The 18,533-nt window shown below is 62.9% G+C and carries 19 protein-coding genes; 14 read left to right on the top strand and 5 right to left on the bottom strand.

Translation table 11 applies throughout. From position 1 onward, the window contains the following. Positions 1 to 155: 155 nt before the first annotated feature. From ACUSIJ_RS26390 to ACUSIJ_RS26380, 3 genes are all read right to left on the bottom strand, one after another. A complete protein-coding gene (locus ACUSIJ_RS26390; RefSeq protein WP_449311401.1) occupies positions 156 to 1,343 on the bottom strand; it encodes an ABC transporter substrate-binding protein in 1,188 nt (395 codons plus the stop codon). A 331-nt stretch (positions 1,344 to 1,674) separates the two neighbouring features. After that, entirely contained in the window at positions 1,675 to 2,667 is a 993-nt protein-coding gene (locus tag ACUSIJ_RS26385) for an AraC family transcriptional regulator (protein WP_449311400.1), read from the bottom strand. A 256-nt stretch (positions 2,668 to 2,923) separates the two neighbouring features. Beyond that, positions 2,924 to 3,895: a nitrilase-related carbon-nitrogen hydrolase gene (locus ACUSIJ_RS26380; protein WP_449311403.1), complete on the bottom strand. Its 972-nt coding sequence runs from the start codon at positions 3,893 to 3,895 to the stop codon at positions 2,924 to 2,926. Here ACUSIJ_RS26380 and ACUSIJ_RS26375 point away from each other — a divergent pair. Beyond that, entirely contained in the window at positions 3,785 to 4,213 is a 429-nt protein-coding gene (locus ACUSIJ_RS26375) for a hypothetical protein (protein WP_449311404.1), read from the top strand. The two genes, ACUSIJ_RS26380 and ACUSIJ_RS26375, sit on opposite strands and share 111 nt — an antisense overlap. A 102-nt stretch (positions 4,214 to 4,315) precedes the next feature. Here ACUSIJ_RS26375 and ACUSIJ_RS26370 read toward each other — a convergent pair whose 3' ends face one another. Further along, entirely contained in the window at positions 4,316 to 4,981 is a 666-nt protein-coding gene (locus ACUSIJ_RS26370) for a GntR family transcriptional regulator (protein ID WP_449311399.1), read from the bottom strand. 225 nt (positions 4,982 to 5,206) lie between these two features. Between ACUSIJ_RS26370 and ACUSIJ_RS26365 the strand changes: the two genes are divergently transcribed. From ACUSIJ_RS26365 to ACUSIJ_RS26305, 13 genes are all read left to right on the top strand, one after another. Then, positions 5,207 to 6,331 (top strand): cupin domain-containing protein, encoded by a 1,125-nt coding sequence (locus ACUSIJ_RS26365; RefSeq protein ID WP_449311398.1) that lies wholly within the window; start codon positions 5,207 to 5,209, stop codon positions 6,329 to 6,331. 24 nt (positions 6,332 to 6,355) lie between these two features. Beyond that, positions 6,356 to 7,267: a fumarylacetoacetate hydrolase family protein gene (locus ACUSIJ_RS26360; RefSeq protein ID WP_449311397.1), complete on the top strand. Its 912-nt coding sequence runs from the start codon at positions 6,356 to 6,358 to the stop codon at positions 7,265 to 7,267. 100 nt (positions 7,268 to 7,367) lie between these two features. After that, positions 7,368 to 8,567 carry an ABC transporter substrate-binding protein gene (locus ACUSIJ_RS26355; protein ID WP_449311396.1) on the top strand — a complete coding sequence of 400 codons (1,200 nt, stop codon included), beginning with the start codon at positions 7,368 to 7,370 and terminating at the stop codon, positions 8,565 to 8,567. Between the two features lie 60 nt (positions 8,568 to 8,627). Then, positions 8,628 to 9,542, top strand: a complete 915-nt coding sequence (locus ACUSIJ_RS26350) for a branched-chain amino acid ABC transporter permease (RefSeq protein WP_449311395.1) — start codon at positions 8,628 to 8,630, stop codon at positions 9,540 to 9,542. 4 nt (positions 9,543 to 9,546) lie between these two features. Continuing rightward, positions 9,547 to 10,566 (top strand): branched-chain amino acid ABC transporter permease, encoded by a 1,020-nt coding sequence (locus tag ACUSIJ_RS26345; RefSeq protein WP_449311394.1) that lies wholly within the window; start codon positions 9,547 to 9,549, stop codon positions 10,564 to 10,566. Next, positions 10,559 to 11,368 carry an ABC transporter ATP-binding protein gene (locus ACUSIJ_RS26340; protein ID WP_449311393.1) on the top strand — a complete coding sequence of 270 codons (810 nt, stop codon included), beginning with the start codon at positions 10,559 to 10,561 and terminating at the stop codon, positions 11,366 to 11,368. The genes ACUSIJ_RS26345 and ACUSIJ_RS26340 overlap by 8 nt, the downstream gene beginning before the upstream one ends. After that, on the top strand, positions 11,362 to 12,060 hold the full coding sequence (locus ACUSIJ_RS26335) for an ABC transporter ATP-binding protein (RefSeq protein WP_449311392.1): 699 nt from the start codon (positions 11,362 to 11,364) through the stop codon (positions 12,058 to 12,060). Before ACUSIJ_RS26340 ends, ACUSIJ_RS26335 begins: the two co-directional genes overlap by 7 nt. A gap of 18 nt (positions 12,061 to 12,078) precedes the next feature. Next, complete coding sequence (locus tag ACUSIJ_RS26330) at positions 12,079 to 12,948, top strand: alpha/beta hydrolase (protein ID WP_449311391.1); 870 nt, start codon at positions 12,079 to 12,081, stop codon at positions 12,946 to 12,948. Positions 12,949 to 13,098: 150 nt separating this feature from the next. After that, positions 13,099 to 14,067, top strand: a complete 969-nt coding sequence (locus ACUSIJ_RS26325) for a carbon-nitrogen hydrolase family protein (protein ID WP_449311390.1) — start codon at positions 13,099 to 13,101, stop codon at positions 14,065 to 14,067. A gap of 7 nt (positions 14,068 to 14,074) precedes the next feature. Further along, the gene (locus ACUSIJ_RS26320) at positions 14,075 to 14,713 is read left to right on the top strand and encodes a flavin reductase family protein (RefSeq protein ID WP_449311389.1); all 639 of its coding nucleotides are present in this window, start codon (positions 14,075 to 14,077) and stop codon (positions 14,711 to 14,713) included. Between the two features lie 127 nt (positions 14,714 to 14,840). Then, positions 14,841 to 16,058, top strand: coding sequence for a styrene monooxygenase/indole monooxygenase family protein (locus ACUSIJ_RS26315; protein WP_449311388.1), 1,218 nt, complete (start codon positions 14,841 to 14,843; stop codon positions 16,056 to 16,058). Then, positions 16,055 to 16,561 (top strand): flavin reductase family protein, encoded by a 507-nt coding sequence (locus tag ACUSIJ_RS26310; protein ID WP_449311387.1) that lies wholly within the window; start codon positions 16,055 to 16,057, stop codon positions 16,559 to 16,561. Before ACUSIJ_RS26315 ends, ACUSIJ_RS26310 begins: the two co-directional genes overlap by 4 nt. Then, positions 16,558 to 17,358 (top strand): SDR family oxidoreductase, encoded by an 801-nt coding sequence (locus ACUSIJ_RS26305; protein WP_449311386.1) that lies wholly within the window; start codon positions 16,558 to 16,560, stop codon positions 17,356 to 17,358. The genes ACUSIJ_RS26310 and ACUSIJ_RS26305 overlap by 4 nt, the downstream gene beginning before the upstream one ends. On the opposite strand, the gene ACUSIJ_RS26300 is transcribed toward ACUSIJ_RS26305, so the two are convergent. Beyond that, complete coding sequence (locus ACUSIJ_RS26300) at positions 17,355 to 18,326, bottom strand: AraC family transcriptional regulator (RefSeq protein WP_449311385.1); 972 nt, start codon at positions 18,324 to 18,326, stop codon at positions 17,355 to 17,357. The two genes, ACUSIJ_RS26305 and ACUSIJ_RS26300, sit on opposite strands and share 4 nt — an antisense overlap. Positions 18,327 to 18,533: the final 207 nt, after the last annotated feature.

Here is an 18,533-nt window from a genome sequence, read left to right as displayed (position 1 = left end):
ACATCGTGGGGTTACCGGCCCTTTATCGTGACCCAATCATGCGCGCAACCTGACGGTGCGCGACGTAGGATAAAACGTCCGTCCGCCTGCGGAGCACACCGGCTCTTGCGCCGGCGGTAGTAACCAGCAAGCAGTCCTTTGGCTATGACAGGCCGCTACAGCGTGCACTGTGAAACGTAATTGTCCTGATAATCATCAAAAATCTTCTCGACGATCTCGGTCGCGTACTTGCCGTCCGGGCGCTTGACTACCTTAACGAGGTAGAAGTCCTGAATCGGAAAGTGATTGGGACTGAACTTGAAGTCACCGCGCAACGATTCAAACTGAGCGTTCTTCAGCGCCTCGCGCAAGTTGTCCTTGTCGTCGATCTTGCCGTCGACAGCCTTGACGGCCGCATCGATGAGGAGCGCCGCGTCGTAAGCCTGGATGGCGTAGGTGGCGGGCACGTTGTTGAATTTGGCCTCATAGGCCTGCACGAACTCCTGAGACTGCGGGTTGTCAAAGTTCTGCGCCCAGTTCGCACCGCCGAAAAAGCCGAGCGCAGCGTCCCCCTGGGCAGGCAGCGTGCTCTCGTCCACGGTAAAGGCCGAGAGGAAGGGAATGTTGTCGAGCCCTGCCTGTCGGTATTGCTTCACCAGATTGACTCCCATGCCTCCGGGCATGAAGGCGTAGACCGCATCCGGCTGGTCGGCGGCGATCTGCGCCAGTTCGGCCGAGAAATCGAGCTGACCGAGCGGGGTGAATATCTCGTTGCTGACTTCCCCCTTGTAGGAATGCTTGAAACCAGCCAGCGCATCCTTACCCGCCTGATAGTTGGGTGCGAGCAGGAACACGCGCTTGTAGCCCTGATTCTTGGCATATTTGCCGAGTACCTCGTGAATCTGATCGTTCTGGTAGGAAGTCACGAACAGATTGGGGTTGCACTCCTTTCCTGCCAGATTGGAGGTACCGGCATTGGTGCTGATCAGGAAGGCACCCCCACCTGTCACTGGCCTGACGATCGCATTGAGGACGTTGGAGAAGATCGGTCCGATAACAAAATCGACTTTATGTCGCTCGACGAGCTCACGCACCTTGTTGACGGCGACGTCGGGCTTCTGTTCATCGTCGACAATAATGATCTCGGCTTCGAGCCCGCCGAACTTGTTGCCGAGCTTCTCCGCCGCCAGCAGGAACCCGTCGCGCGACTGCTCGCCCAGCACGGCCGATGGGCCGCTCAACGTGTAGATCAGGCCGATCCTGAGCTTGCCGTCTGCCGCATGTGCAGCCGAAGCAGCGATGATGGACGATACAGTATAGGCAAGAGAAATCAGCCCCGCGGCTGCAACACGATTTGACAGCATGAATGTTCCCCTGTTCAAGCAACAATTTCCATTCCACGCGGAAATGCTGATGACATCGCCGCAATGCTGGAAATACGTTCGTTATCTGAACCCGTATTGGGCTTTTGGCCCGATACGCCATTGCTGCAGGAAGCGTCCCTCCTGCATCCTGCGCGCCCGGGCAGAGAGGCATTCGTTGTACCTCAAATTTATTTTACACATAAACCAATTTGCCGCAACAGCCCATTTGCAGTCCCCAGCCTGATTCCACCTGAGCCGTCACGACACCCTTGAGGACAAAGAACTGCGTTGGCTGGAAGCCACGCCGGCACCGTGATACGGCTTATGGTGGTTACTGGCGAGACAATGTCTCGGAGGGCAGTTCCCCGAACATTTGGCGATAGATGCGGGCGAAGGCGCTGCCGTTGTAGAACCCCCATTGCGCCGCGACGTTCCCGATCGAACAACTGCCCGGCGATGCCCTGCGCAGGGCATCGTGGATGCAACGCATACGCAGCCGCTTCAGATAGGTCATCGGTCCGACGCCGAACTGTTCCGTGAAGCCGTATTGAAGCGTGCGCGCAGAAGCGCCCGAAGCCCGGATCAGATCGGTCAGGGTGATGTCTTCGTCCAGATGGGCCTCTATATAGTCCACCGCGCGCGCAACGTAAGTTTTCCGATTGTTGCAAGCTATTCTGGCGCACGGGATCCGTGCATTGCCATTTTGCGCCAGAGGTAACAGCAAGGATAACAACAGGGCCTCCTCCAACGATCTGGCCGTGATTCCGCGGCTGAAAGCCGAGTCCGGATCCACGCTTTCCTGGCAAATGGCGCCGAGAGCGTTGGCGAAACTGCGTCCCATGCCCTCAGTCAGCATCATCAACGATCTGGCCTGTATCCTGTTCAGTTCCAGACCGGGAAATGTCGCGTGGGCAAGTGCTCCGGCTTTCTCTGCGGAAATAGACAGTACAAGCGCAACACAGTCGTCGCTCCAGTAGGTGTTGAGAGGCTCCCTTGGTGTGTATACCAGTGCGGTTCCTGGCGCAGCGACGATATCGGATGCGCAGACCAAATGCCCACTCAGTGGAACCATGATCTGGAAAATATTGATCGGTGGTGAGGTTACGTGAATGGCGGATCTGTGCTGCACACCGAACAGGTGGCCGAAGTTCAAGGCAACATGGCTGACGCGGATATTCGGTAATGAACGGCTGGCACATAGCTGGATGCGGCGTGGTTCGGTGAGGTCACTCACCATTTTTTCCACCATGCACAAATCCCCGCCGCGCAGTTTGGTGGCCGCGCTCATCGGAAAGTCATCGATACCGGGAACGATGGATGACATTTGGCAACCCCCGGTGATTGTTTTTATTACCCAGGGCATTCTGACACTATTGGCAGCAGGGATACATCACTTTTACGTTTCATCGCAACTTGTGCTTCATTGCAGGGTTCCCTGCCGCTCAAGGGTTTGGTGCCCTCCGGCGGGATGTCGCCCCCAATGCTCCTGAGGTCTCCGGAAAGCGAGCTTCTCCGATTATCGCCGAAGGGGCGCGCCCCTCCCGCCGTGATGCGGCACCACCGATCTCTCCGATGCCGCGTCAACGGCCGGGCTTCTGCCAGATACCGCGCTCTTGAAGGAGCAAGATCTGGCGATCGATGATCTCCTTCTTGTACGCCTCGTGCCTGAACGGCTCGCGGTCGAGGTATAGGTTCTTCGGATAGATCCCATTCTCGTAAATGATCTGGGCCAGTTCGGAGCGCACATCTTTCAGCCAGTTGGAAACCTGGGCATTGGCGCGATGGTGGCGCAGCTGCTCGATGTTGATGACGCCCGCGACATAGGTCGACCCACCGCCATATTCCTGCTTACCGACGATAGCGCCGCGATGGTCGATGATGAAGGAGCGTCCGCCGAAGGTATCGATCGGCGTCGTTGAGTCCGGAAAAAGATAGTAAGTGCCCATGTTCGGCGACAGCACATACATGTTGTTTTCGAGCGCGCGGGCGCGGGACGATATTTCGAAGAAGTCGTTGCCGGTGCCGGGATGCGGGAAGGAAGCACGATAGGCGACCTCGCAGCCGTTCAGCGCCAGGCCTCGCCCGTTTTCCGGATACGACGCCTCATTGGCCATCATCACCCCGAGCCGCCCGATCTCCGTATCGACCACCGGCCAGAAAGCTTGCAGCGTACGGCCGTATTTCTCGATCCACCAGTCGAAAATGTCATGCGGCGTGACGCTGTGCTCAACCGGATACAGGGTTGCCAGCTTGTAATGCTGCAGGATGACATCACCCTGGGGATTGAGCACGAAGCCGATATTGAAGAAACGATCCTTCCACTCCGGATGCCGGGCCTTGGCCTGCGCCATGATGAAGACGTCGTATTCGCGGGCGATCTTGCCGAGCGCGTCGGTCTCCGGCCCGGGAATATCGATGGCGCAGGTGTTGGCGAAGTCGACATGGTCGAGATCGAGCACCTCGTCGTTGAAGCCCTGGAGCCCCCCTTCGGGGATGACCAGCAGACGCACCGGAATATCGAGGCTCGACAGCCAGGCGGCGGCCTTGGTCAAATGACCCAGATGATCGATGTTCGTCATGATGTCTTCGCGCTTGCGAATGCCCCGCACGGTAGGGATCAGACCAACGCAATTGTACGGCTCGACCACGGTGTCGTTCCTTTCCTGACGGTGGAGAAGGCGGAGGCGGGATCAGGCGTGCGGGAAGCGATATCTGGCTACTCGGTCCGGCAAGGATCGACGATCGTTCCTTCGCGGCAGGAACCCGCGGCATGCAGTCGATTGCCGGCCCGCCGCAGCGCGCCGTTCTGGCTCCCTCGTCCGTTCTTCTGTTATGGGGCGCGTTTCGTCCACCCCTGGAAAACAGGATAGCCTCTGACGATCCGGATCGTTAACGACTACGCGCAACGCATGCCGCATTTGCGCAAAACCGCTCTTTTTTTATCGTCTGGAAATGGTGCGAAGCGGCAACGACTAGCGCCTCGGCATGCTCGCCTCGATGAGTTCCGCCGTCCGGCGATAGTGCGCTGCCAGCAGCCCGAGCGCCTCGTCGGAGCGCCGCGCAAGCGCCGCCTCCATGATCTCGCGGTGTTCGAGCGGCACGTTGCGGCAGGTCGAGGCGACTTTGCCGACGAGGGTGGGAAGGCGGTACCGCTGGGTTTCGGCGTAAAGCTGATCCGCCAGATCGATTAACCTCCGCGATCGACATCTGGCGATGAGTGCCCGGTGGAAATCCTGGTGGCGACTTTCGAACGCCCACAAATCGTCGCCCCCGGGCGCCTCGTCGCCCGCGGGCATCCGGCGCGCCTGCAGATCCAGGGAATGAAAGGCCGCGACGATGCCCGCCTCCCAATCGTCGTCGCCGTTGAGGATTGCTCGCCGAAGTGCTTCGCACTCAATCAGAATGCGGGTTTCCATGGCATCCCACATTTCCTCGATCGAAACCGGGGCAACAGAAAATCCCCGCAAAGCCGCGGTCGCCACCAGCCGCTCCGTCTGGAGGCGATTGAGAGCCTCGCGCAAGGGCGAGAAGCTGAAGCCGTAACGCTGGCGGAGTTGTTCCAGCCGCAGCGGCTGGCCGGGTGCGAAGACGCCGGCGACGATATCCTGCCGCAGGAGACGATAGGCGGTTTCCGCCAAGGTCGCCGGACCCGGCGCGGCCGGCGTTTCGTCGCTTTCCGGCAGCGCTCTGTTTCGCCCCATCCGCACGTCTCATTCCTCCAGTTCAGCCCGAGTCGCGGCTCCATATCCTCAATGACTTTGCACACAAAAGACCCTTGTGTCGAAAACTCTTTGTGGTAGACATAATAATAACTCATTTTCGAAAATACGAATCGACATATAAAAAGCGGAGAGGATGGACTCATGTCAACGCAGAGAGAGAACCACCGCGAGGATATCGCCGGCCGTGCAAACGTCGAGGATACGCCGGAATTGCTGGCCTACTACGAAGAGCTGGAGCAGCTCGAAGCCGGCGCGCTCTGGACCGTCGCCAACAAGATCGAGCCGTGGCAACCGAAATCGGCCTCGGTTCCGGTTCTGTGGCGTTTCCGGGACCTGCGCGATCACGTCCTGCGTTCGGTTGAGCTGGTCACGCCGGAGAAGGCCGGACGGCGCGTCATCTACCTCAATAACCCGGGTCGCCGCGACGTTTCGGCGGCGGTCGGCTGGCTCTATTCGGGCCTGCAGGTCATGCACCCGGGCGAAGTGGCCTCTGCTCACGCCCATTCCGCATCCGCGCTGCGCTTCATCATGGAGGGATCGGGTGCCTACACCATTGTCGACGGCCACAAGATGACACTCGGTGCCAACGATTTCGTGCTGACTCCCAACGGTACCTGGCACGAACACGGCGTTTCGCCCGACGGCGCTCCGTGCATCTGGCAGGACGGTCTCGACATCCCGCTGGTCAACGCGCTGGAGGCGAATTTCTACGCGGTCCACGAGGACCTGCATCAGGCGGTCGGCTACCCCGTGAACGACTCGACTGCAGCCTGGGGCAACCCCGGACTGCGTCCCCACGGCACCGAATGGAACAAACCCTATTCGCCGCTCTTCAAGTACGAGTGGGGGCCGACCTACGAATCGCTCCAACGCTATGAGAAGTCGACCGACGGGTCTCCCTTCGACGGCATTCTGCTGCACTACGTCAATCCGCTCACCGGCGGGCCAGTGATGCAGACCATCGGCGCTTCGATGCAGCTCCTGCGACCCGGCGAACATACGAAGGCGCATCGCCACACCGGCAGCTTCCTCTACCAGGTGGCGAAGGGGAGCGGCTACTCGATCATCAACGGCCGGCGGTTCGACTGGCAGGAACGCGACATATTCTGTGTCCCGTCCTGGGCCTGGCATGAGCACGCCAACGCCTCCGACGGGGACGACGCCGTCCTGTTCTCGTTCAACGACCTGCCGGTGATGCAATCACTTGGGCTCTACCGCGAGGAAGCCTTCGGCGACAACGGCGGCCAGCAGCCGATTTCAGCATAAGCGTTCTGCTCCGGGATTTCGACCATGCGTCTTGTTACTTATCGCGACGCCATCGACGCCGCGGCCCGCCTCGGGGCGATCGAGGGCGATCTGGTGATCGATGTCGAGAACATCGGCGAGAAGGCGGGGCTTCCCTTGCCGGCCCGCATGCTCGATTTCATCGCTCTCGGCCCCGCCGCAGTCGCTGGGCTTCGCGCGCTGCTCGACGATTATCGTGGCCGCTGGCCGGTGGGTATCGCCCTGCCGCTGGCGAACGTCAGGCTGCTCGCACCCATACCCCGGCCGCGCAAGAACATCTTCGGCATCGGCCTGAACTACGTCGAGCACGTGGCGGAATCGGCGCGCACGCTCGACACCTCCCAGGAGCTGCCGAAGCAGCCGGTTATCTTCTCGAAGCCGCCGACCAGCGTCATCGGTCCGGGCGACGCCATCGAGCACAACGGACGCATCACCCAGCAGCTCGACTGGGAGGTCGAGCTCGCCGTCGTCATCGGGCGCACCGCCCGTCGCGTCACGGAGGCCGAAGCCCTCGATTTCGTCTTCGGCTACAGCGTCCTGATCGACATCAGCGCCCGCGACAACCGGCGTGCCGGCCAGTGGATCTACTCGAAGGGGCAAGACACCTACGCCCCCTTCGGCCCCGCCATCGTCACCGCTGACGAGATCCCCGACCCGCACGGGCTTGATCTCTGGCTGACCGTCAACGGCGAGACCAAGCAACGATCGAACACGCGCCACATGCTGTTCAAGATCCCGACCCTGATTGCCGACATCAGCGCTGGTATCACCCTCGAACCTGGCGACATCATCGCCTCGGGCACGCCGGACGGCGTGGGTGCCGGGCGCAGCCCGCAGGAATGGCTGTGGCCGGGCGATGTCGTCGAGGCCGGCGTCGAGGGTATCGGCACGATCCGCCATCCGGTCGTCGCGGTCTAGGAATCGCGGCGCATGAATCAAACGCAGAAGTCAAAAGAGTGGGAACCAGCGAATAGCCGTCGGCAAGTTCGGCATTCAACCTTGTGGAGGCATTGAGCCAATGAACGCGCTTCTTTACAACCGCCGCACCGTCATGGCCGGCTTGTTGACAACCGCCCTGCTCTCGCCGACAACGGCATGGCCGCAGTCCTCCGGGCAGCAGCCTGTCCGGATCGGCTTCATCACCACGCTGTCGACGCCTGCCGGCTACATCGGCGAGGATATCCGCGACGGCTTCCAGCTCGCCGTGAACGAAGGCGGCGGCACGCTCGGCAGCATACCGGTCAAGCTTGAGATCGAGGACGACGCCCTGAAGCCCGCGAATGCCAAGCAGGCAGCGGATCGCTTGATCCAGAGCGGCGTCAGGCTGTTCACGGGCGTCAACTTCTCGAATGTGCTGACGGCCGTGGCGCCGGGCGTGATCGAAGCGGGCGGATTCTACGTCAGCCTCAACCCCGGCCCTTCCAACTTCGCCGGCGAGAAGTGCCACCCGAACTACTTCGTGGCCTCCTACCAGAACGATGCCTTCCACGAGGCCGCCGGGCTCTCCGCCAACGAACTCGGCTACAAGCGCGTCGTCCTGCTCGCTCCCAACTACCAGGCCGGACGCGACGCGCTGGAGGGGTTCAAGCGTACCTATAAGGGTGAGATCGCAGGCGAGATCTATACCAAGCTCGACCAAACGGATTTCTCGGTCGAACTCGCCCGCGTGCGCTCGCTCGCGCCGGATGCCATCTATCAGTTCCACCCGGGCGGGGCGGGCATCAATTTCGCCAAGCAGTACGCCAACGCCGGCCTGCCGAAAAGCATACCCATGCTCATTCCAAGCTTCTCAATGGACGCGCGGATGATCGGCGCCACCGGCAACGCAGCGGATGGCGTCTATGCATCGGCGCTCTGGACGACCGAACTCGACAATCCGGAATCGCAGGCTTTCGTCGCAGCCTTCAAGAATGCCCATTCGCGGACGCCGACGATGTACGCGCAACAGGCTTACGACACGGCGCACCTCATCGGCAGCGCGCTGAAGGCCGTGGACGGCGATCTCAGCCGGCAGGAGGAATTCCGGCAGGCGCTGCGCACCGCCGATTTCACGCCGGTGCGCGGCAAGTTCGCGTTCGGCCCCAACCAGCACCCCGTTCAGGACTATTACTTGACCCGCTTCGAGAAGAATGCTTCCGGAGAGATCGTCCAGACTATCGTGAAGAAGATCGCCTCCGATTACGGTGACGCCTATGCGTCGAAGTGCGTCACACAGTGATCTGCCACCAGCGAATTCGTTTCGCGGCGGGTCTCCTTGTTGTCTGGTGAGGCGTTGCCGATGCTTCTCTTGATCGAACAGGCCCTCAACGGCCTGCAATACAGCGCCATGCTCTTCATGCTGGCCTCGGGACTGACGCTCATCTTCGGAATCATGGGCGTCATCAACCTGACCCACGGCTCCTTCTACATGGTCGGGGCCTATTGCGCCGCTTTTGCGTTTCTCGGCACCGGGTCCTTTCTCGCCGCTGTCGCAGCGGCGCTGGCGGGAGCGGGGCTCTACGCCGTCCTCGTCGAGGTCGCGGTCGTGCAATGGCTCTACCGCCGGGATCACCTCTATCAGGTGCTGGCGACGTTCGGGCTGATCCTGTTCACCAACGAAGCCGTCAGCATGGTGTTCGGCCGCCGCCCGCCCTTGATGGACATTCCGTCTTTCCTGCAGGGGTCTGTGCCGGTGCTGCCGGGTCTAGACTATCCGGTGATGCGCCTCGCTTTCATCATGGTCGGCGCCCTTGTCGCAGCGGGACTGTGGCTGCTCGTCAACCGCACGCGCGTCGGCATGCTGATCCGCGCCGGCGCCGACGACCGCGAGATGGTTGACGCGCTGGGCGTGGACATCCGCAAGCTCTATACGCTCGTGTTCGGGCTGGGCGGCCTGCTCTGCGGTCTGGCAGGGGTCATGGCCGCGCCGTTGCTTGCGGTCGAGATCGGCATGGGTGAACGCGTGCTGATTACGACTTTCGTGGTCATCGTCATCGGCGGCGTGGGCTCGATCTACGGCGCTCTGCTCGGGGCACTGCTCGTCGGCATGGTCGACAGCCTCGGACGTGCCTACCTGCCGCAAGGGCTTCAGATGTTACTACCGCCCTCAATCGCCGACACGCTCAGTGCCGGCCTCGTCTCGGCCAGCATTTACGTGCTGATGGCCGCCGTCCTGCTCGTCAGGCCACTCGGCCTCCTGCCCGCGAGGTCATGACCCGATGAACACCACGCAACTCGCAATTGTCGGAAAACGCGCGACCACCGCCACAGCCGACGGCCTCCGCCGTGCCTTCATCATCGCCGGGCTCGCCGTCTTCCTCGCTGTGCCATCCTTCGCAGACGCGACCGGCTCCGCCGCGCTACTCGGGCTTTTCACCCGCATCGTCATCTATGCCATCGCGGCGGTCAGCCTCGATCTCATCATCGGCTATGGTGCGCTGGTCAGTTTCGGCCATGCCATGTTCTTCGGCCTCGGCGGCTATGCCGTTGGCATCGTCGCCCATCACACATTCGGAGGCGAACCGCTGTTCGGCTGGTCCGGCACCAACGCAGCGCTCGTGGTCTGGCCGCTCGCGCTGCTGGCGTGCGCATTGCTCGCCGCGCTCGTCGGCGCGCTGGCGCTGCGCACGAGCGGCGTGCAGTTCATCATGATCACGCTCGCCTTCGCGCAGATGGTGTTTTTCGTCCTCGTCTCGCTCCAGGTCTACGGCGGTGATGACGGCCTGCTGATCGATCGCCGCAACGAACTGCCCTTCATCGATATCGGCCGGCCGCAGACCTTCTACTTCCTCTGCCTCGCGTTGCTCGTCGCCTGGACGGCGTTCTGCGCATCCGTCGTCAATTCACGCTTCGGGATGATCCTGCAGGCCCTGCGCCAGAGCGAGCGGCGCGCCGTCAATCTCGGCATCCGGCCTTTCCCCTTCCGTCTGGCGGCTTTCGTGATTTCCGCCGTCGGCACGGGGCTCGCGGGCGTGCTGTGGGCGAACTACGCGCGTTTCATCACGCCCGACATGGCAGCGTGGACCAAGTCGGGCGAGTTCATGGCTATTGTCGTGCTCGGCGGGCTCGGCACCTTGTTCGGCCCCATCCTCGGCACGACCGTGTTCATCTCGCTGGAACAGGCGTTGTCGAGCTGGACGGAACACTGGATGATCGTGATGGGACCGGTCCTGACGCTTGTCGCCCTGTTCGGCCGCAAGGGGCTGGCTGGCCGCATCCTGGGGCCTCGCCATGACTGACCTTGCCATTGCTGAACAGGCCGCGACCGTCTTGCGCGCCTCCCTGCCCGGTCCTCCCGTGCTGGAGATCACCGGCCTGCGCAAGACGTTCGGCGCGCTGGTCGCCACCGACGACGTGCAGCTCGACGTACGCGAAGGCGAACTGCACGCCCTGATCGGACCGAACGGCGCCGGCAAGTCCACCCTGATTGCGCTGATCTGCGGGGAACTGACACCGACTGCGGGACGCATCGCCTTCGACGGGCGAGACGTCACCCGGCTGCCGGCCCCGGCGCGGGCGCGCCTCGGGATCGGCCGTTCGTTCCAGATCACGCAGCTCTGCCTCGATTTCACGGTACTGGAGAATGTCCTGCTGTCGATCGAAGCACAGCACGGTGGCTCCTTCGACATGTTCTCCAATCCGCGTCGCAACGCGCGCAATCGGCAGACAGCGCGTGAGTGGCTCGGCCGGGTCGGGCTCGCCGACAGGGCAGACAGTCGCGTTTCGGTGCTCGCCCACGGCGAAAGGCGACAGCTCGAAATCGCAGTGGCGCTTGCGCGCCGGCCAAAACTGCTCCTGCTCGACGAGCCCATGGCCGGCATGGGGCCGGAAGAGTCGGCGGCCATGACCGGACTGCTCCTCAGCCTCAAGCGGCAATGCACTATCCTGCTGATCGAGCACGACATGGACGCGGTCTTCGCCCTCGCCGACCGGGTGAGCGTGCTGGTCTACGGCAAGGTGATCTTCACCGGCACGACCAGCGAGATACGCGACCATCCGGAGGTCCGGGCCGCCTACCTCGGGGAGGAGCATCCATGCTGAGCGTCACCGGCCTCGAAGCGGGCTATGCCCAGAGCCGTGTCCTGTTCGGCCTATCGTTCAGCGCGACAGCGGGCGAGGTCGTATCACTGATCGGGCGTAACGGCATGGGCAAGACGACGACCGTGCGCGCGATCATGGGGCTCATCAAGCCGCGCGCCGGCGATATCAGCTTCGACGGATACGCTGTCGCCGGACTGGCGCCGAACATCCTCGCACGCCTCGGTCTCGGCCTCGTTCCCGAGGGACGGCGCATCTTCCCGTCTCTGACGGTGGAGGAAAATCTCATCGCGACCGCGCGGCCAGGACGGTCGGGCCCCTCCTGGACGCTGGCGCGCGTCATCGCGCTCTTCCCTCGCCTTGGGGAGCGCCGGCGGCAGTCGGCCCGCACGCTCTCGGGCGGTGAGCAGCAGATGCTCGCCATCGGCCGGGCGCTGCTCACCAATCCGCGGCTTCTCATCCTCGACGAGGCAACGGAAGGACTTGCCCCCCTGATCCGTGCCGAGATCTGGCGCTGCCTCCACGATCTGAAGACCGCGGGCCAGACGATCCTTGTGATCGACAAGAACCTGTCCGAAATGGCAACACTTGTCGACCGTCACAACATCGTGGAAAAGGGGCGCATCGTCTGGTCTGGAACGCCTGCGGAACTGGCGGATGATCCCGACATTGCCCGGCGCTACCTCGGTCTGTGACGGACGGAAAGGCACTGCATGTTATCGAACCAACTCCTCTATCGTGGCCTTGACAAGGCGACACTCGACCGCGAGTACAACGCCCGCGAGAGCGTCCCTTCCTTCGATGCTGAATATGCCCGCTACGTGGCCGGAAGCGAGCGTGTGAAGCGGGAGGTCCCGCACCTTGCCGACATCGTCTATGATCCGGTGAGCGGCGAGACGCTCGACTTCTACCCCGCCCATCCAGACGCACCTGTCTTTCTGTGGATTCACGGTGGGTACTGGAGAGCCACGTCCAAGGACGACAACGCTTTCGTCGTGCCCGGTCCCCGCGCGCACGGTATGGCGGTCGCCGTTGTCAACTACACGCTCGCCCCGGCCGTCAAGCTCGACGAGATCGTGCGGCAGGTACGCAGCGCGCTCGCCTTTCTCCACGCAAGCCGCGAGCGCTTCTCCATTGCGCCCGGTCCCGTGGCCATCGGCGGATCGTCCGCCGGCGGGCATCTCGTCGGCATGTTGCTCGCAGGAGGCTGGCATTGGGACTTCGGCGTGCCGGAAGATGTCATCGGCACGGCACTGGCGCTCTCCGGTCTCCACGACATCGAGCCGCTGCGCCACACCCACATCGACGCCTGGCTCGGGCTCGACGATGGCGCCATCGCACGCAACAGTCCCATCCGTCACATCCCACAGCGCTCCGCGGCCCGGCTTCTGGCATCGGTGGGCGGACTCGAAACCGCGGAGTTCCGTCGGCAGACTGCCGACTATTACGCCGCCTGGACCGCTGCCGGCCACGAGGGCGAGCTTATTGACATGCCGCGGCACAATCATTTCGACATCGCCCTGAGCCTCGGCGAGCCGGACGGCGTGCTCGCGCGAGCGGTCGCAGCATCCGCCGGCGGGTAAGGTCGGTCATATAATACTGAATCCCGATGAGTTTGACTCATCGGGATTCAGTCAAGCCCGCGCTGCGCTTGAGCGATGCCCACACGCGACCGGTCGAAGACCGGGAACGTCGGTATAAACGGAACAGAGGGAACGGACCGGAGCAGCACCATGAACGCAAGCACCAGAACGACATACAAGGCCGCAGTCGCCCAGACCGCCTCCATTCCGGACGATCCGCGCGCCTCGGCCGAGAAGGCGGCCGCACTCATCCGGGAAGCCGGCCAAGCGGGAGCGAGACTGATCGTGTTCCCCGAGGCCTTCCTCGGCGGCTACCCCAAGGGCGCTTCCTTCGGCGCCCCCATCGGCCTGCGCAAGCCGGAGGGGCGCGAGGCATTCCGCCGCTACCACGCGGGCGCGATCGACCTCGACGGCGAGGAGGTGGCCGTCGTCGCGGCGGCGACCGCCGAGACCGGCCTGTTCGCGGTGATCGGCTGCATCGAGCGCGACGGCGGCACCCTCTATTGTACCGTCCTGTTCTTCGACGGCGACCGGGGGCTCGTCGGCAAGCACCGCAAGCTGATGCCCACCGCCGGCGAGCGGCTGATCTGGGGCTTCGGCGACGGCTCCACCCTGCCCGTATTCGAGACGCCGCTCGGGCGCATCGGCGCGGTGATCTGCTGGGAGAACTACATGCCGATGCTGCGCATGCACATGTTCGCGCAGGGCATCGGCATCTACTGCGCGCCCACTGCGGACGACCGCGACACTTGGCTGCCGTCCATGCAGCACATCGCGCTGGAAGGACGTTGCTTCGTGCTCACGGCTTGCCAACATATCAAGCGATCCGCTTATGGGGACGCGCACGAGTCCGCCATGGGCGATGCGCCGGACACCGTGATGATGCGCGGCGGCAGCGCGATCGTCGACCCGCTCGGCCGCGTCCTCGCCGGCCCGGATTTCAGCGGGGAGACCATTCTCTACGCCGACATCGATCTCGACCAGATTGCGCGCGGCAAGTTCGATTTCGACGTCACAGGTCACTACGCGCGCCCCGACATCTTCCAACTCACCGTCGACAACCGGCCCAAAAGGGCCGTTTCGGCGCTGGCCGCGGAACCCGACACACTCACAGACTGAGGTTGGCATGCTGTTCGATCTGGAAGCGCTGACGGCGCGGGACCGTTACAAGGTACTCGCCGCGTGCATCGTGCCGCGGCCGATCGCATGGATCACGACGCTGTCGGAAAACGGCGTGCTCAACGCCGCGCCGTTCAGCTTCTTCAACATGATGGGCGACGACCCGCCCACCCTCGCGGTCGGGATCATGCCAGGCTCGGGGCGGCTGAAGGATACGGCCGCCAACATCCTCTCGACCGGCGAGTTCGTCGTCAACCTTGTCGCGGAGGCAAATGCCGAGGCCATGAACCTGACCTGCATCGACGCGCCGCCCGAAGTCAATGAACTTGCGCTCGCCGGATTGACGGCCGAGCCTTCCTCCTCAGTCGCGCCGCCGCGCATCCGCGAGTCTCCGGTTTCCCTCGAATGCCGCATGCTGACGTCGCTGGTCACGGGGCCGCGCCAGACCATCGTCATCGGTCGCGTTATCTGTGCCCATGTGGAAGACAATTTCGTTCTGGACGAGAAGCGTTGCCACATCGACACAACAGCCCTGCGCCTCGTCGCCCGGATGCATGGAAGCGGCGGCTATCTTCGGTCGACAGACCTGTTCCAGCTCGACCGTCCGAAGTGGGACGAGAGCTGGGCGGCTCGGAAGAAATCCTGAACCGACGGCGGTGGGGACGCGGTGCAATATTCCGCACTTTTCGCACAGCTGCCGCGCTCCGCGCATAGTCTCAAACGAAACTATTCGTCACCTTCTTCTGATTGAGAACTATATCAGAGAGGAAAAAATGACGAGAATTGCTATTGTCGGCGCGGGTCAGGCTGGCCTGCAGCTCGGAATTGGGTTGCTCAGGCACGGCTATGAAGTGGTGATCACTTCCAACCAGACCGGCGAGCAGATCTACAACGGACGCGTCACCTCCAGCCAGTGCATGTTCGACCGCGCCTTGCAGAACGAGCGCGATGTCGGCCTCAATTTCTGGGAGGGAGAGGTTCCGGTCGAGGGCATCCAGTTTGCGCTGCTCGAGCCCGGCGGCGGGACCGCCCTGAAATGGTCGTCCCGCCTCGATGCACCGGCGCAGGCCATCGACCAGCGTCTCAAGATGCCCCGCTGGATGGATGAATTCGTCGCCGCGGGTGGAGAACTGCGCATTGCGGACGTCGGCATTCCCGAACTCGAGGCCCTGCACAGGGAAAGCGATCTCGTGATCGTCGCGTCCGGCAAGGGCGAGATCGGCAAGCTGTTCGAGCGCGACGCCAGCCGCTCGCTCTTCGACAAGCCGCAGCGATCGCTCGCACTGACCTACGTGCACGGTATGCGTCCACGCGAGGAGCATACGGCCGTCAACTTCAACTTCATGCCCGGTATTGGAGAGTATTTTGTCTTCCCCTCACTCACTCTCAGCGGTCCATGCGAGATCATGGTCTTCGAGGGCGTCATCGGCGGGCCGATGGACAAGTGGGCCGGGGTGACGAGCCCGCAGGAGCATCTTGCGGAAAGCCTGCGCATCCTCAAGGAGTTCGTGCCGGAGGAATACGAGCGCAGCAAGGACTGCGTGCTCACCGACGACCTCGGCGTGCTCGCCGGCCGCTTCCCGCCCACCGTCCGCAAACCGATCCTGACGCTTCCCTCCGGCGGGTTCGCACTTGGCGTGGGCGATTCCGTCTGCCTCAACGATCCTGTTACCGGTCAGGGATCGAACAATGCCAGTCACGCGGCGGCCGCTTATCTCGCCGCCATTCTCGACCACGGCGACCGGCCGTTCGACGCAGCCTTCATGCAAGGTGCCTTCGACCGCTACTGGGATTACGCGCAGTACGTGGTGCAATGGACGAACGGCACCTTGCTGCCACCGACGGAGAACCTGCAGAGGCTGTTCGGCGCAGCCCAGCACGATCCGCGCGTGGCACACTGGTTCGTGAACGGCTTCAACGACCCACGCACCTTCTTCCCCATCATCACCGATCCGCATGCGGCCGATACATTTCTGGGGAAGGCGGCATGAGCGAGAGGGTTTCAACGATCGATCCGGTCCAGTTGCGCCGGACCCTCGGCCGGTTCGCGACGGGGGTGCTCGTCGTGACGACCCGTTGGGGTGATCGCATTCATGGCATGACGGCGAATGCGTTCACCTCCGTTTCGCTTACGCCGCCGCTCGTCCTCATCTGCATCGACCAGCGCGCCGCGATGCGGCAGGCGCTGCAGGAGTCGGGTCACTACGGGCTTTCCGTCCTCAGCCGTGAGCAGCAGCGCCTGTCGCGTCACTTCTCGTCACGCAACAGTCCGGAAGTGGAGATCGCCTTCGAGGACCTCGACGGCGTGCCGGTAATCGCCGGAGCCCTGGCCCAGTTCTCCTGCCGGATCAGGCAAACGCTCGACGCTGGAGACCATCTCATCTTTATTGGCGAGGTGATCGGGCACCGCCATGACGAAGGCGAACCGCTGCTCTACTTCGGCGGAGGCTACAACTATCTGCAACGACCGGAACTCAGAGGAACATGCCAATGACGGGCTTTGACGGGAAAGTCGCCATCGTTACGGGTGGCGCGGCCAGCATCGGACTGGACATCACGAAGGCATTGGTCGAGGCCGGTGTGACGGTCGTCATCGGTGCCCGCAGCAAGGAAGCCGGCGAGACCGTCGCCCGGGAGCTGGGCCAGAAGGTACGCTACGTCGAGGCCGATATCCGCAAGGACGAGGACCTCGACGCTCTGGTGTCCGCCGCCGTCGCGCTCGGCCGGCTGGATTTCGTCGTCAACAACGCGGCCGTCTATGACGACGACGGCGCCGCGAGCAGTCGCGAGTCATGGCTCAACACGCTCAATACCAACGTCGTCTCGAGCGCGTTGTTGAGCGAAAAGGCCCGGCCGCATCTGGCGAAGACGAAGGGCGCGATCGTCAACATCTCCTCGATCAGCGCTTACGCAGCCCAATCGGGCCGCTGGACGTACCCGGTTTCGAAAGCCGCGATCCTGCATCTGACCCATTCGCAGGCACTGGATTATGCGAAGGACGGCATCCGTGCCAATACCCTGATTGCAGGCTGGATATGGAGCGATCCCATTGCTGGCCTGTCCGGCAACGATCAGGAGAAGGCCGATCGCGTCGGCGGGCAATACCATGTGCTCGGCCGGGTTGGACGCGGCGCGGAAGTGGCGGCAGGCGTGCTGTTCCTGCTGTCGGACCGAGCAAGCTTCACCACCGGCTCCGAGCTCAAGGTGGACGGTGGCTATACAGCGCTGGGGCCAGAAGGCGCTGGCCAGGCCATCGCGGAACTGACCGGCGGCAGTGGCAGTGTCCGTTAACCCCGGCGCAGGGTCTGAGACGGCGTTTCGCCGAACATCTGCCGGTATTGCGCGGCGAAGCGGCCAAGCTGGTGGAAGCCCCAATCGGTGGCGACGGAGGTGACGGTGTCGTTGTCCCGCGGGTTGAGCAGCCGTTCGCGCACCATGCGCATGCGCACGGTGCGGACATGGGCGAGCGGCGAGACGCCGCGAAACCGGCGAAAGCCCTCGAACAGCGCGCGGCTGCTTACGCCGCTCACGGCCACGAGATCATCTATGGTGAGCGGCTTGTCGGCATTCGCCTCGATATAGGCTTCGACGTTGCGCACATGGCGGGGCGCTATGCCGGCGCAGCGGGCGGAAAGGCGGTCGCTGTAGTTGCTGGGCTGGTGCTCCAGCAGGCTCACAAGCAACAGGGATTCGTGCAGGCTGGCGGCAAGGGAGGAACGGGCGTGCGGCGATGCGTCGAGATCCTCGATCAGCAGGCCGACCGTGCGCCACCACCGCGCCATCCCCCCGCTGAGCGGCGTAGCGAGGTCGAAGGCGATGCCCCTCACCGGGACGCCGCCCAGCATGCTGGAGAGCTGCTGCTCCAGCGCCTGCCGGTCGATGCGGACCATGATCTTGTCGCAATCCGCGGACCAGCGCATTCGTGTCAGGTCATCGGGATTGAGCAGCGTCCCGCATCTGCTCGTCGCAACGGCCCGCTGCCGGCCGTGCTGAATGTCGGCCGTGCCGGCATGTGGCAGCATCAGGAGATAGAAATCCCCGAGCTGCCCCGGAGCGATGTCCACGTCGGCGCCATAACTCATCGCGCCGACGCTCATCGAACCGAGGCGCACCATATTCTGCCACGCGTCCAGCCGACGCGCATCCCCGAGAAGGTCCAGATGATGATCACAGTAAACCTTCGCAACCTGCTCCCGAGCTTCATCCACGGCGGTGGTGGTGAAGCGTGCATAGCGGGCAAGAGGGCGTTCCAGAGCCATGACCGGCTGCCTCCCTGTTATATCTCGATGTCGACTTTAGTTCCCCTCATATTTTTTAAGCTTAAACTTATAACGTGGACCGATGATCGATCAAGCGGTTTGCGCGATCGCCTCCGTCCTCCCCGCTCCGATTGATATTTTGAACATAAAATATCTTTTCCTGCCCCGTTTTCCAGCTATGCTTTCAATCGCAACGTCACGCCGTCC

This window comes from Pseudochelatococcus sp. B33, from assembly GCF_053570585.1.
Note: the sequence above shows the minus strand (reverse complement) of the source record. Positions and strands in the feature narration are given on the sequence as shown.